This window comes from Micromonospora sp. CNZ297 (assembly GCF_007827625.1).
Genome location: NZ_VISU01000007.1, coordinates 189,555 through 203,523, shown reverse-complemented (window position 1 = coordinate 203,523; position 13,969 = coordinate 189,555). Strand labels below are relative to the sequence as shown.

Below are 13,969 nucleotides of genomic sequence, written 5' to 3'. Positions count from 1 at the left end.
TCCGGTCCGGGGACGTGGGCAGTCGTGCTGGCCGCCGCGCAACGACTGCGGCGCAGTAACGACTTCGCCGCAGCGGTTCGCGGTGGCCGACGCGTCGGCCGTGGCGCCGTCGTGGTCCACCTGACCCTCCCCGAGCCGATCGGCACCACCGCGACACTCTCGCCGGAGCCGGCGCGAAGCCTCGGTGCGGAGACCTCCGCACCGAGCCGCGCCGGCTTCGTCGTGTCCAAGGCCGTCGGCGGCGCTGTGGTCCGCAACAAGGTCCGCCGCCGGCTCCGGCATCTGGTCCGCGAGCGGCTGGGCGAGCTGCCCGCCGGCACCACCCTCGTGGTACGCGCGCTGCCTGCGGCCGCCGACGCGACGTACGCCCGGCTCGGGGCCGACCTGGACGCGGCCATCGCCGCCGCACGGGCCCCCCGGGGACGGCGGTCGCGGTGACCGGCCCGACGACGACTCCGTCGCCCACAACCGGTGCCCGCATGCTGCTGGCACCCATCATCGCGTACCGTCGGTGGATAAGTCCGGCACTGCCGGCCCGCTGCCGGTTCTACCCGTCGTGCAGTGCCTACGCCGTCGAGGCGGTGTCCCGGCACGGTGCGCTGCGGGGAGCCTGGCTGACGGTCCGTCGGCTGTCGCGCTGCCACCCCTTCCACCCTGGTGGACACGACCCGGTTCCGGAGCCGGGCGACCGCCGCCGTTCCGACGTGACTGGAGCCTGAGTGTTTAGTCTCGACTGGATCTACTACGCGATCTCGTGGATCCTGCTGACCTGGCACTCGGCCTGGGACGCCATCGGAGTTCCGGTCGGGGCCGTGATCGGTACGAACTGGGCCTGGATCCTCGCCATCGTCTTCCTGGTGGTGACGGTCCGGGTGATCCTGTTCCCGGTCTTCGTCAAGCAGATCAAGTCGCAGCGTGCCATGCAGGCGCTCCAGCCGAAGGTCAAGGAGCTCCAGGAGAAGCACAAGGGTGACCGGGAGACGCTCCAGAAGGAGATGATGGAGCTCTATCGGAAGGAAAAGGCCAACCCGCTCATGGGCTGCCTTCCGATGTTCCTCCAGATCCCGGTCTTCCTGGGCCTGTTCCACACGCTGCGCCGCCTCAGCCCCGACAACCAGGGCAAGACCCTGTACGGCTGGACCGTCGACCAGTTCAACAGCGCCTCCAACGCGACGCTGTTCACCGCGCCGATCTCCGGCAAGTTCGGCTCCACCGCTGACGAGCTGAGCCGGCTCGGAGCGAGCACCGGCACGGTCAAGGTGGTCGCCGGCATCCTGGTGATCATCATGATCGCCACCACCTACCTGACCAGCCGTCAGATGATCCTCAAGACCGGGTGGGCCGAGGACCCGCAGCAGCGCATGGTGCAGCGGCTGATGCTCTACGGCATCCCGCTGTCGCTGCTGATCTCGGGTGCGATCTTCCCGATCGGTGTGATCATCTACTGGGTCACCAACAACCTCTTCACGCTCGGCCAGCAGCAGTGGGTGCTGCGGAAGTTCCCGCCGCCGCCGACCGCGAAGAGCACCAGCGCCGCCAAGAGCACCTCCGGCAAGGGCCCCGTGCAGCCGGCCAAGGCCGGTGGCCTGTTCGGCCGCAAGGCGGCCCAGCCGCCGGCGAAGGCTCCGGCCGTCGCGCCGAAGGTGGCCGGCCCGAAGCCTGGCGCCAAGCCGGTCAACCCGAAGAAGGGTGGCAGCAAGCCCGCCAAGCGACAGGGCTGAGCCCACAGGGCCACCGTCGCGACGTCGGCGGTGGCCCGTTCCGGCCGCGTGCTGCCATCCGAGGAGTCGGCGCCGGGCCGGAATCGCCGCGCGGAGCGCGGACACGGGCGAAACTGGCCCGTACAGACGTGCCCGAGGGCACCCGGCGAACCTCCCGCCGGCCCCGGGAGACCAGCGGACCCCCGACGGTCCGGCCGAGCGAGTACGGAGATGAGACCCGTGACCGAGACCAGCATCCCCAGCGCCGACCAGTCCCTGGACGAGGAGACCCCCGTTACCGCCGCCACCGAGACCGAGGACGCCGTGGGCGAGGCCCGGGAGAAGAAGGCCCCGGCCGACAGCGACCTGTTCCGGCAGAGCGAGATCGCCGCCGACTACGTCGAGGGACTGCTGGACATCCTCGACTACGACGGCGACATCGACGAGCTGGTCTCCGGCGGCCGCCCCGTCGTCGAGGTCGTCGGCGGCCGGCTCCAGAACCTGGTCGGCCAGCGCGGCGCGACCCTGGAGGCGCTCCAGGAGCTGACCCGGCTGGCCGTGTTCCGTCAGACCGGCACCCCGAGCCGGCTGCTGCTCGACGTCGGCGGCTACCGGGCCGCCCGGCGCAAGGAATTGGCCGCCGTGGCGAAGAACGCGGTCGAGAAGGTCAAGGAGCACGGCGAGCCGGTGCGCCTGGAGCCGATGTCCGCGTTCGAGCGCAAGTGCGTGCACGACGTGGTGAACGCGATGAGCGGGGTGGAGAGCGAGTCCGAGGGCGTCGAGCCCAACCGCCGCATCGTCGTCCGGCCGGTGGCGGACTGAGGTCTGTGATCTCCGACGAGACGACGGCAGGAGCCGTGACCGGCCCGGGCGGTACGCCGCCCGGGCCGTCGGCTGCGCGCCCCGACAACACAGTCGACCCGGTCTTCTCCGATGACGACGGGCCGGCCGACCCGGCGTACCCGGGAAGGGCCGTGACCGACCCCGGCGAGCCCGCCTTCTCCGGCGAGCCGGCGGTGGTGACCGGGATCGAGCCCGCCGACCCGGCGGTGGACGTGACACCCGCCTTCTCCGGCGAGCAGGCGGCGGACGTGACGCCGGCCGACCCGGCCGCGGTGGCCGACCCGGTCTTCGCGGAGCCGTCGGCGGACGCACCGTCCCTCGTGGACGGTGACGACGTCCCCGACCCGGCGACGGCGACGCTGCCGCCCGAGCTGGCGGAGGCCGCCCGCGCGTTGTTCGATGACCGGCTCGACCTGGCCGCCGCGTACGCCGAACTACTCGCCACCGACGGCGTGGTCCGCGGCCTGATCGGCCCCCGCGAGACGCCGCGCCTCTGGGAGCGGCACCTGCTCAACTGTGCGGTGGTGGCGGAGCGGATCCCGGAGGGCGCCAGCGTGATCGACGTCGGCTCCGGTGCCGGGCTGCCCGGTCTGGTGCTGGCGATCGCGCGTCCCGACCTCACCGTGACGCTCGTCGAGCCGCTGGCCCGGCGGACCGCCTTCCTGATCGAGGCGGTACAGCGTCTCGGCCTGACCCGGGACGTCCGTGTGTTCCGTGGGCGGGCCGAGGAGGCGGCGGCCGGCTCGCGTGACCGGGAACCACTGAGCGCCGACATCGTGACTGCCCGCGCGGTGGCGCCGCTGGACCGGCTCGCCTCCTGGTGCCTGCCGCTCGTGGCCCCCGGCGGACGGCTGGTCGCGCTCAAGGGCGCCTCGGCGGCCGACGAGATCACCGAGCACACCGAGGCCGTGATCCGCCTCGGCGGCGCGACCCCGGAACTGCACCGCTGCGGCGAAGGGGTGATCGACCCCCCGGCGACTGTGGTCGAGGTGGTCCGGGAGCGCGTGATCAACCCGCGCCGTCCGAAGAAGCCGAAGCGGTCGCGTGGCGGTCGCCGCCGCGGCGACCGCTGAGCCGGTACGCCATTCCGCACGCCCGATCCGGTCGTTGGACCGGTGGGCGTGACGCGATCGATCGCAACCCGACATGGACCCACCGCGCCCGTCGGCCGTAGGCTGACCGCGCGTCGATAGTGTGGAACGGCGGTGCCGGGCGGCACCCGAACCTGACGGTTCCCGCCGAACCGACGGCGCCGTGCGAGGCGCGGACGCGATTCGACGGGTGCGGACCGACCATCCGGAGCGGGTAGGGATGACAGGTGCATGACGACGGCAGGTACGACGATCCACGGTTGACCGGACCAGGAGGCGAGCCCTCCGCCGACCCCGTTTCACGTGAAACCAACTACCAGGAGTGGACGGTGAACGAGCCCGGCGAACCGTCCTCCCCGTACCCGGCTCAGCCGTCCAAGCGACGGGAGCCGTCGGCCGGCGGGCCCGTGCGGCCCGTGTCGTCCGTGCCGGCGAACGTACCGCCGGCCCGCGACCCGCTCGACCCGGCCGACGGTCCGGTGAACGCACCGACTCCTCGCCCGCCCGCGGTGCGGGCGAACGCCGCGGTACCCACCCGCTACGAACCCCAGCCGCCCGTCTCGGCCGTGCCGTTCCAGGCCGTCCCCGAGGTCACAGCGGCGCCGTCCGACACGCCACAAGCGGACGGGTACGGGGACGAGGTAGACGCCAGCACGTACGTTTCACGTGAAACCCCGACGCGCGAAGAGGATGATCCACCGTTGGCTATGGAGGCGATGCGCGCCGTGCAGATCCTGAATCCCAGTGGCGAGGTCACCATGCCGCGCCCCGACCGGACCCGGGTGATGTGCGTCGCCAACCAGAAGGGCGGCGTGGGTAAGACGACCACCACCGTGAACCTCGCAGTGGCACTCGCGCTGCACGGCAACCGGGTGCTCGTGGTCGACCTTGATCCCCAGGGCAACGCCTCCACCGGTCTTAACGTGCCGCACCACACGGGCGTGCCCGACGTGTACGACTGCCTGATCGACAGTGTGCCGCTGGAGGAGGTGGCCCAGGCGGTCGAGGGCATCCCGAACCTGTGGTGCGTACCGGCCACGATCGACCTGGCCGGCGCCGAGATCGAGCTGGTCTCCGTGGTGGCCCGGGAGTCGCGCCTGGCGAGGGCCATCGCCGCGTACCCCGGCCACTTCGACTACGTCTTCATAGACTGTCCGCCGTCGCTCGGCCTGCTCACAGTCAACGCGCTCGTGGCCGCGCAGGAGGTGCTGATCCCGATCCAGTGTGAGTACTACGCGCTGGAGGGCCTCAACCAGCTGATCAACAACATCAACCTGGTTCGTCAGCACCTCAACCCGAAGCTCGAGGTCTCCACGATCCTGCTCACCATGTACGACAGGCGTACCCGGCTGGCCGACGCGGTGGAGCAGGACGTCCGGAACCACTTCGGCGACAAGGTGCTCCAGGCCGTCATCCCCCGCAACGTGCGTGTCTCCGAGGCACCGAGCTACGGCCAGTCGGTGATGACCTACGATCCCGGTTCGCGGGGGGCCACGAGTTACTTCGAGGCCGCCCAGGAGATCGCGGAGCGAGGCGTCAAGGAGCCGGTGAGCCGGAATGCGTAGTGCGGAGATGTCGCTGGGAGGCGTCGCATGAAGAACCGTCCCCGCGGCGGACTGGGCCGAGGGCTCGGCGCCCTCATCCCCACCGGACCGGTACCGGGCGCCGAACCGGCTGCCACCGAACCGGAATCGTCGGCCACTGCCGCGTCGCCGTCGACTCCGGTCGCCGGCGCGACCGCCGCCATCACCGGCGGCGTCGGGGGTACCCCGCCTCCGGCAGTCGAGCCCGAGCCCCAGCTGAGCCCGGTGCCCGGCGCCCGCTTCGCGGAGATCCCGGTCGACGCGATCGTGCCGAACCCGAAGCAGCCCCGGCACGTCTTCGACGAGGAGGCGCTGGAGGAACTGAAGACCTCGATCCAGGAGGTCGGCTTCCTCCAGCCGATCGTGGTCCGCCAGCTCGACCCCGAGAAGTTCGAACTCGTGATGGGTGAGCGGCGCTGGCGTGCCGCCCAGGCGGTCGGCCGGGAGACCATCCCCGCCATCGTCCGGGACACCAAGGACGACGCGATGCTCCGGGACGCGCTCCTGGAGAACATCCACCGCGCCAACCTCAACCCGCTCGAAGAGGCGGCGGCGTACCAGCAACTCCTTGAGGAGTTCGGTGCCACGCACGAGGAACTGGCCCGGCGGATCGGCCGCAGCCGCCCGCAGATCTCCAACACCATCCGGCTGATGAACCTGCCACCCGCCGTGCAGCGCCGGGTCGCCGCCGGTGTCCTCTCCGCCGGCCACGCCCGGGCACTGCTCAGCCTGGACAACGCCGAGGCGCAGGAGGCACTCGCCGAGCGGATCGTTCGCGAGGGCATCACGGTCCGCGGCGCCGAGGAACTGGTGCACCTGGCGCTCACCGAGGAGCCGGCGAAGTCGGCCGCCGCCAAGCGTCGGCCGAAGCCGCACGCCCCGGCGCTCACCGATCTCGCGGACCGTCTCTCGGACCGGTTCGACACCCGGGTGAAGGTCGACATCGGCCGCAGCAAGGGCAAGATCACGATCGAGTTCGCCACCGTCGACGACCTGGAGCGGATCGTCGGCATCATCGGCGTGGGCGAGGACGGGCAGCCCGAGGCGTAGCCCTTTTCTCCGGTGTCGATCCGGCCGCATCCCGACGAGGGGATGCGGCCGGATCTGTGTCCGGGTCGGTTCGGTGCCGTTCGTCGGGCATGGCGGTTCGTTGGGTCACGGCTACTCGGTCGACGGGGACCGGCCCCTCCGAAGCCGATGCCGTCTCCGACGAGGGGCCGGGCCGTCTGGTGCCGGTGGTGCTCACCGATGCCCTAGCGTCCTTCCGCGCTGATGCGGTCGAAGCGGGAGCATCCTGGGTCGCATCGGCTGTTGGGGCTGTCGTGCCTCGCCCGTCGTTTCACGTGAAACGGGGGCAGGCGACTGGGTGGTGGCGGTGAATCTGCTATCCGCGTTACTGATCGGCGGCAGGCCGCGCGCCCGAGCGCTGAAGGGCTGAGTACGCGAGGGCCGAGTGCCAAAGGTTCCGAAAGAGCCGCCGTTCGGCGTTGACGAGTCGGTCCGCGCCCACTCCGCTGAGTCTGGCAGGAGGGCTGGCGGCGACGGCTCAGACGGAATCCGTTGCTTGGTGACCCGCTCGTTCCGCGTGACGCACCCGTCTAGCCGCCGGCTGGTGCCGCCCACCGATCGCACGCACGCGAACCGGTTCTCCGCCGGGAAGCCATTCGGGCCGCCGGGCTGCCGGGCCGTCGGGCTGCCGGGCCGTCGGGCTGCCGGGCTGCCGGGCCGTCGGGCTGCCGGGCTGCCGAGCCGCCATGCCCGGGCCAGCGTGCCGGCGTGCCCCGGGCTGGCGTGCCGACTGTCCCGGGTTGGCGTGTCGACTGTCCCGGGCGGCAAGCCCTGAGCTAGGGCAAGGGCGATCGGAGGATGACCATGCTGACGGGCCAGAGGGTTGAGCACGCCCGGCCGTGACGACCGCGCAAGAGCCGTCCTGCCGACCCCTATCCGATCAGCGCCTGTGAGCGATCCAGGCGCATTGAGCCGCGCCCCGCCGAACCGGGGAGCACCTGAGCGAGGGTCGCTGAGCCGAGCAGTGCCGAACCGAACACTGCCGAACCGGGGAGTGTCGAACCGGCGAGCGGCCGAGTCGGGAGCGCCGAGTCGGGAGCGCCGAGCCGGGAGCGCCTGTCGCGAGGAGCCCGGCCAGCGGGCCGAGCTGTGCGGCCCGGCTCAGCATCCCTGGGCCGAATGATGCTGACTCGTTCGCGCCGCCGTCGATGACCCGGCATCGCTCTCCGGGCCGGCCGGGTGGTCGCACGACTCCAGGGCGGTGGCGAGCCCAATCAGCGGTCGAGCGGCAAACCCGAGGCCCGTGCGGCCAGCTCGGGCTCGGCCTGTCGGCTCAGACGCGCTTGCTGTTTCACGTGAAACGCGGCGACCAACCCGACCCTCATCCGATCGAGTCCCGGCTGTGCCGGGTACAAGCGATGCGGCGCGGTGCCGGCCATAAGCCGAGCGGTGGTCGGCGCGGCTTGGTATCCGCGCAGCCCGGCCCGCTCCCAACGAACAACCGCCGGATGGCTCGCCTCGCGACTCCTCTGTCGCCGTCGCCCCGAGGCGCCTCGTTCGATCCGCCGCACCCGCCGCGGACGCAGTCACGGAACAAGGTCAGTCGACGCCAGCGAGCCGAGCGACCGCGCCGAGATGCGGGCCGACGCGTCCGCCGTTTCACGTGAAACACGCACGAGAAGAAGCCGTCGGCACCCGGTGCGGATCGTTCACCGGATCGTTGGAAGAACGGGCCCAGACGCACCCCGAGTTATCCACAGCGGTTGTCCACAGGCACTCCCCGTTTCACGTGAAACAAAGCGAGGAAACCCTTGCTGAGCAGTGCATGACGCGCTGTGCTGGTGATCTCGGCAGCCTGTGGACAACGCGGTGGACAACCGGTGGGCGGCCAGTGGAACAGGTAGGGACAGGCGTCGCCAACTCGGTTAGGGTCAGCGTCGTGCCGGACACCCCTCCCTCAGTTCCCGACTTCACCCAGTGGCCGTCCTTCCCCTTCGAGGGCGATCTCCGCGTCAAGCAACTCGACGAGCCCGTACCGTTCGAACCTCCCCGCCGCGGCGAGGCGGACCGGGAGTGCACCGCCTGCAACGCGCCCGACGAGGCGTACATCTGGGTCGGTGAGCGGTGGCGCGTCCGCGCCATGGACCGGCCCACCGGCCTGCCGATGGTCCTGATCCTGGAGTCCCGTTCCCACCTGGATCTGGGCGACCTGCCGAACCTGCTCGCCGCCGAACTGGGCGTGATGACCGTCCGCCTGGAGCGGGCCGTCCGCTCGCTCGACGGAGTGGCCCGCGTCCACGTGAACCGGTGGGGCGACGGCTCGGCGCACCTGCACCTGTGGTTCCTGGCCCGGCCGTACGGGCGACTGCAGCTGCGGGGCACGTTCCTGTCGCTGTGGGACTCGATCCTGCCCCCGATCTCCGAGGAGAAGTGGCGGGAGAACCTCGCCATGGTGGCCGCGTGGCTCGCCGAGTTCGGCGGCCGCCCGTTGGCCGAGCCGCCGCGCATCCACTGGCAGGCGCCGTCGAGCCTCTCCCCGACCTCGCCCGCGAACGCCGCTGAGGAGCCCGAGGACGAGGCCGTGTCGGTGATCGAGGCAGCGGACGAGATCCCCGAGTCCGACGCGGCAGCGGGCCTCTCAGACCCCTCGGCGGGCCCGTCGGAGCCCGACCCGGTCCCGCAGGCCGGCCCTGCACCGGAACACGCAGGGGACAGTGCCCCGGACAGCGAAGACGAGGACGAGGCCGGGCCGGACGACGCCGGGCCGGACGACGCCGCGGACGACCGGCCGGACGCAGCGCGTACCCGGGAGAGCTGAGGTCAGCGACGCCGTGCGGCGGCCCGGGTCACGAGCGTGCCGAGGACCCGGCCGAAGTCCAGCCCGGCGGCCTGGATCGCCAGCGGGAGGAGCGACGTCTCGGTCATGCCCGGTGAGACGTTGACCTCCAGCACGTGCGGGTCGCCTCCGGCGTCGACGATCAGGTCGACCCGGGACACGTCGCGCAGCCCGAGCGCGGTGTGCGCGGCGAGCGCCACCTCGGTCACCCGGGCGGTCGTCGCGGCGTCGAGCCGGGCCGGCGCGTGCCAGGTGGTGCGCCCGGCGGTGTAGCGGGCCGCGTAGTCGTAGACGCCGTTGCGCGGCACGATCTCGACCGGGGGCAGGGCCTGCGGGCCCTTGCCGAGGTCGAGCACGGAGACCGCCACGTCCATCCCGGGGACGTAGCGCTCCACGAGCGCGGTCTGGTCGTACGCGAAACAACCCACCATCGCGGCCGGCAGCGACGCCGCCTCCCGGACCACGGCGGCGCCCAGTCCGGAACCGCCCTGCGCGGGCTTGACCATCAGCGGCAGCCCGAGGCGGTCGACGATCCGGTCCAGGACGGCCACCGCGCCCAACTCGGAGAAACGGTCGTGCGGCAGCGCCACCCAGTCGGGTGTGGGGATACCCGCCTCGCGCAGCACCGCCTTGGCGGACGGCTTGTCCCAGGCGAGGCGGGACGACCGGGCGTCGCAGCCGACGTAGGGCACGTCCCAGAGGTCGAGTACGCCGCGCAGCGAGCCGTCCTCGCCGGTGGCGCCGTGCAGGGCGATCACCACGGCGTCCGGCGGGTCGGCGGTCAGGGCGGGCAGCAACGCCACGTCGGCGTCGCGCAGTTCCGCGTCGACGCCGACGGCACGCAGCGCGTCGAGCACCCGGCGGCCCGACCGCAGTGAGACGTCCCGCTCGTAGGAGAGGCCGCCCGCGAGTACGAGCACGTGCAGCTCGTCGGCGGTGGATCCGGTCACGGGAGGCGGTGCGGCGGGGCTGTCGGACATGCGGGCATCATGCCAAGTCGGGACCGGGCGCGTCCGAGCCGCCCTGGCGACGGCGGGGTCCGGCGCCGCCGACCGCGCCGAAGACCTTGCGCATGGCGATCTCCTGCTCCATCACCCCGGCGAGCCGGCGGACGCCTTCGCGGATCCGCTCCGGCGTCGGGAAGGAGAAGTTGAGCCGCATGTTCCCGGTGCCGGTGCCGTCGGCGTAGAAGCCGGTCCCCGGCACGTACGCGACGCGGGCGGCCACGGCGCGCGGCATCATCGCCTTGGAGTCGAGCCCGTCGGGCAGCGTCGCCCAGACGAACAGGCCGCCCCGCGGTGTGGTCCAGGTGGTGCCCTCCGGCATCAGGTCGGCCATCGCGTCGAGCAACGCGTCCCGGCGCTCGCGGTAGACCTCGCGGTAGACCTTGAGCTGCTGCCGCCAGGGCATGGTGCCGAGGTACGTCGAGACGGCCGACTGCGCGTAGGCGCTCGGGCAGAGGATCTGCGCCTCGCTGGCGATGACCAGCTTGTCGCGGACCGCGTGCGGGGCCAGGATCCAGCCCACCCGCAGGCCCGGCGCGAACGTCTTGGAGAACGTGCTCAGGTAGAAGACCCCGTCGCGCCGCCGGGCCCGCAGCGGCCTGGGCGCCTCACCCTCGAAACCGAGCTGACCGTACGGGTCGTCCTCCACCACGAGCAGCCCTGCGCGCTCGCAGATGTCGAGCACCCGTTCGCGCCGCTCCTCGCTCAGCGTCACACCGGCGGGGTTCTGGTAGGTGGGGATGGTGTAGAGGAACTTCACCCGCCGGCCTGCTCGGGCCAGGTCGGCGATGGCCGTCTCCAGCGCCTCCGGGATGAGCCCCTCGTCGTCCATCGGCACGTGGGCCACCTGGGCCTGGGCGGCCTGGAACACCCCGAGCGCGCCGACGTACGTCGGGCCCTCGGCGAGCACCACGTCACCCGGATCCAGGAAGAGACGAGCGACCAGGTCGAGGGCCTGCTGGCCGCCGACCGTGACCACCACGTCCTCCGGTGAGGCGCCGCAGGAGGCGTCGATCCCGGACAGGGACATCACCTCGCAGATCCGCTCGCGCAGCTCCGGGGTGCCCTGGCCGATGCCGTACTGGAGGGTGGTGGCGCCGTGCTCGGAGCCGAGCCGGCCGAGCATCTCGCCGACCGCGTCGAGCGGCAGCGCCGCGATGTAGGGGGCCCCACCGGCGAGCGAGACGACCTCCGGCCGGCTGGCCACCGCGAAGAGTGCCCGGATCTCCGAGGCGGTCATTCCGCGGACGCGCCGGGCGTACCGGTCGGTGTAGTCGTCGAGCGTCGTGCCGGTCATGGACATCACCTCGATCGGGTGTCGGCGGGGCTGCCGCCCGGTGTGGTACCCGCGATGCCGACATCCATTGGCGGCGGGGGCCGGTTGGTCGATCGTAGTCCCCGGTGACGGTCGCGGCACCGGCCGTGTGGACACGTCCACATCCCGGACCCGCCGTCGGCCGTCCGGGCGAGGGCTCGCGCGTTCACTCCCGTACCGCCGGAGGGGGGCGTACGATCGCTCGTCGGGAGCAGGAGGGCGCGGGACTCACCGGCGCTCCGAGCCTAGTGGTGGGGTGCGCTCATGTCGCGACGTCTGGTCAGCCTGACCCTGGACACGCTGGAGGACCTGCCTCGATCCTGCCGGAGCTGCGTCTACTGGGAGCTGGATCCGGTCTCCGCCGAGCGGGCCTGCGCGGCAGGCGACCCGGGCCTGGAGAAGGAGGCGTGGGTCTCCCAGACGCTGCTGGAGTGGGGTTCCTGCGGCAAGCTCGTCTACGTCGACGGCATGCCGGCCGGTTTCGTCATGTACGCCCCACCGGCGTACGTCCCGCGCTCGATGGCGTTTCCCACCTCACCTGTCTCGGCGGACGCGGCTCTGCTGATGACGGCGCACGTGGTGCCCGCCTTCGCCGACGGCGGCCTGGGCCGGATGCTGGTGCAGGGCGTGGCCCGCGACCTGACCAAGCGCGGCATCAAGGCGATCGAGGCGTTCGGCGACGCCAAGTTCGGCGACGACGCGGACGACCCGGCCCGCGCGTGCGTGGCACCCGCCGACTTCTTCCTCTCGGTGGGCTTCAAGACGGTCCGGCCGCACCCGCGCTACCCCCGCCTGCGGCTGGAGTTGCGGACGGCGCTGAGCTGGAAGTCGGACGTCGAGTACGCGCTGGAGAAGCTGCTCGGCTCGATGAGCCCGGAGACGCTGCTGCGGCCGGTCCGCCCGGCACCCGCCACCCGCTCGACGAGCTGAGCCGCGGGTCAGTCGACGACGGTGCCGGCGGCCACGATCGCCCGCAGTTCGCTCACGTCGATCGAGCCGGTCGGCACGTCCCGCTCGATCGGCAGGTACATCCGCTGCACGCCGGCCACGATGGCCTCGACCACCCGGTCCCGGAAGCGCGGGTCGACGAGCCGCGCCCGGTCGTCCGGTGAGGTGAGGTAGCCGACCTCGACGCGTACCGCGGGCATCCGGGTGAGCCGGAGCAGCTCCCATGCCTTGGCGTGGGTACGGCAGTCGCGCAGCCCGGTGCGGGCCACGATCTCCCGCTGCACGAGCCCGGCCAGGCGCTCGCCGGTCGCCGACGTGACGCCGTTGTCGGTGCCGTAGTGGTAGGTGGCCACACCCTCTGCCTCCGGGTTGGCGTGCCCGTCGGTGTGCAGGGAGATGAACACGTCGGCGCCGAGCGAGTTGGCGAGCTGGGCCCGGTCCGCGTCCGGCAGGCAGTCGTCGGGCGACGGACCCCGGGTGAGCTGCACCCGTACGCCGGCGGCGGCGAGCCGCCCTTCCAGCCGGCTGGCGAGGTCGTGCACGAGGTCCGCCTCGCTCCAGCGCAGCGTGCCGTCGGGCACCACCACGCCCGGGTCGGTGCCCCCGTGCCCCGGGTCGATCACCACGGTCCGCCCGATGAGCGTCGGCCCGGCCTGCCGGATGGCGTCGGACTCGCGCAGCCACTGCGGGCGCCCGCCGACCACCTTGCGGCCGAGGCGGCGCAGCGCGTTGACGGTGTGCGGCCCGCACGAGCCGTCCGGTTTCAGGCCCATCTCCCGCTGGAACTGCGCCACCGCGCGGGAGGTGCGGATGCCGTAGATGGCGTCGGCGCGGCCCACGTCGTACCCCATCTCCAGCAGGCGTTCCTGGAGCGAGCGGACGTCCTCGCCGGTCAGCGGCTCGGGGACGGCGTGGTAGAGCGCGCGGGCCCCGAACCGCCAGCGGGCCGCGTCGAGCGCCCGCCAGGTCTCGGCGCCCACCCGCCCGTCGACGCTGAGGCCGCGGGACTGCTGGAAGGCCCGTACCGCGCGTTCGGTCTGTGCGTCGTAGTCGTCTCCTCCGGCCTCGGCGGGAAGAAGTTCCAGGCTGGCGAGGACGGTACGGATCTCGGCCACCGCCGGTCCCTGGTCACCGGGTCGGATCGGACGCACGACGACCCCCTCTGCACGGACGTTGGCGGACCGGAACTCCGACGGATGCTTACGGAGCGTACCGTGGGCGATACCCGGCGGGTTCGTGTTCATGCAGGTCAGGAAAGCCGCAACCCCCGCCACCGGGCGTGGTGACGGGGGTTGCGGCGGTGCCGGTACGGCTCAGAGCGCCGACTCGATGAGCTTGACCAGCTCGCCCTTCGGCTTGGCGCCGGCGATCGACTGCACGGGCTGGCCGTTCTTGAAGATGGTCAGCGTCGGCACCGACATCACCCGGTAGGCGCGGGCCGTCTCCGGGTTCTCGTCGATGTTGAGCTTGACGATGGTGACCTGGTCCTTCATCTCGCCCGCGATCTCCTCCAGCAGCGGCGAGACCTTGCGGCAGGGGCCGCACCACTCCGCCCAGAAGTCGACCAGAACCGGCTTGTCGGACTGCAGCACGTCACTGACGAAGCTGGCGTCCGTGACCGCCTTGGTTGCTCCCACTATG

The 13,969-nt window shown here is 72.0% G+C and carries 13 protein-coding genes; 9 read left to right on the top strand and 4 right to left on the bottom strand.

Going from position 1 to position 13,969, the window contains the following annotated elements:
- Nucleotides 1-24 precede the first annotated feature (24 nt).
- The 8 genes from rnpA to FB454_RS15640 all read left to right on the top strand — a co-directional run bounded on the left by rnpA (nucleotide 25) and on the right by FB454_RS15640 (nucleotide 9,043).
- A complete protein-coding gene (gene rnpA, locus FB454_RS15675; protein WP_030269559.1) occupies nucleotides 25-438 on the top strand; it encodes a ribonuclease P protein component in 414 nt (137 codons plus the stop codon).
- Between the two features lie 41 nt (nucleotides 439-479).
- A complete protein-coding gene (yidD, locus tag FB454_RS15670) occupies nucleotides 480-719 on the top strand; it encodes a membrane protein insertion efficiency factor YidD (RefSeq protein ID WP_013477538.1) in 240 nt (79 codons plus the stop codon).
- On the top strand, nucleotides 720-1,721 hold the full coding sequence (gene yidC / locus FB454_RS15665) for a membrane protein insertase YidC (protein ID WP_013289386.1): 1,002 nt from the start codon (nucleotides 720-722) through the stop codon (nucleotides 1,719-1,721). It abuts the gene before it with no gap.
- Nucleotides 1,722-1,931: 210 nt separating this feature from the next.
- Nucleotides 1,932-2,522, top strand: coding sequence for a Jag family protein (locus tag FB454_RS15660; RefSeq protein ID WP_013477537.1), 591 nt, complete (start codon nucleotides 1,932-1,934; stop codon nucleotides 2,520-2,522).
- Between the two features lie 341 nt (nucleotides 2,523-2,863).
- The gene (rsmG, locus tag FB454_RS15655) at nucleotides 2,864-3,616 is read left to right on the top strand and encodes a 16S rRNA (guanine(527)-N(7))-methyltransferase RsmG (protein WP_420063435.1); all 753 of its coding nucleotides are present in this window, start codon (nucleotides 2,864-2,866) and stop codon (nucleotides 3,614-3,616) included.
- A gap of 245 nt (nucleotides 3,617-3,861) precedes the next feature.
- Entirely contained in the window at nucleotides 3,862-5,199 is a 1,338-nt protein-coding gene (locus FB454_RS35380) for a ParA family protein (RefSeq protein ID WP_082171330.1), read from the top strand.
- A gap of 27 nt (nucleotides 5,200-5,226) precedes the next feature.
- On the top strand, nucleotides 5,227-6,267 hold the full coding sequence (locus FB454_RS15645; RefSeq protein WP_145823128.1) for a ParB/RepB/Spo0J family partition protein: 1,041 nt from the start codon (nucleotides 5,227-5,229) through the stop codon (nucleotides 6,265-6,267).
- 1,897 nt (nucleotides 6,268-8,164) lie between these two features.
- The gene (locus FB454_RS15640) at nucleotides 8,165-9,043 is read left to right on the top strand and encodes a hypothetical protein (RefSeq protein ID WP_145823127.1); all 879 of its coding nucleotides are present in this window, start codon (nucleotides 8,165-8,167) and stop codon (nucleotides 9,041-9,043) included.
- Nucleotides 9,044-9,045: 2 nt separating this feature from the next.
- On the opposite strand, the gene FB454_RS15635 is transcribed toward FB454_RS15640, so the two are convergent.
- Both FB454_RS15635 and FB454_RS15630 read right to left on the bottom strand, forming a co-directional pair.
- Nucleotides 9,046-10,041, bottom strand: a complete 996-nt coding sequence (locus FB454_RS15635; RefSeq protein ID WP_013289379.1) for a D-alanine--D-alanine ligase family protein — start codon at nucleotides 10,039-10,041, stop codon at nucleotides 9,046-9,048.
- A 7-nt stretch (nucleotides 10,042-10,048) separates the two neighbouring features.
- Nucleotides 10,049-11,362 carry an aminotransferase-like domain-containing protein gene (locus FB454_RS15630; RefSeq protein WP_013477530.1) on the bottom strand — a complete coding sequence of 438 codons (1,314 nt, stop codon included), beginning with the start codon at nucleotides 11,360-11,362 and terminating at the stop codon, nucleotides 10,049-10,051.
- A gap of 282 nt (nucleotides 11,363-11,644) precedes the next feature.
- On the opposite strand from FB454_RS15630, the gene FB454_RS15625 reads away from it, so the two are divergent.
- Nucleotides 11,645-12,310, top strand: coding sequence for a GNAT family N-acetyltransferase (locus FB454_RS15625; RefSeq protein ID WP_013289377.1), 666 nt, complete (start codon nucleotides 11,645-11,647; stop codon nucleotides 12,308-12,310).
- Between the two features lie 8 nt (nucleotides 12,311-12,318).
- On the opposite strand, the gene FB454_RS15620 is transcribed toward FB454_RS15625, so the two are convergent.
- Together FB454_RS15620 and trxA are read right to left on the bottom strand one after the other, a co-directional pair.
- Entirely contained in the window at nucleotides 12,319-13,479 is a 1,161-nt protein-coding gene (locus FB454_RS15620) for an N-acetylmuramoyl-L-alanine amidase (protein ID WP_145823126.1), read from the bottom strand.
- 162 nt (nucleotides 13,480-13,641) lie between these two features.
- Nucleotides 13,642-13,965 carry a thioredoxin gene (gene trxA / locus FB454_RS15615; protein WP_013289375.1) on the bottom strand — a complete coding sequence of 108 codons (324 nt, stop codon included), beginning with the start codon at nucleotides 13,963-13,965 and terminating at the stop codon, nucleotides 13,642-13,644.
- Nucleotides 13,966-13,969 lie beyond the last annotated feature (4 nt).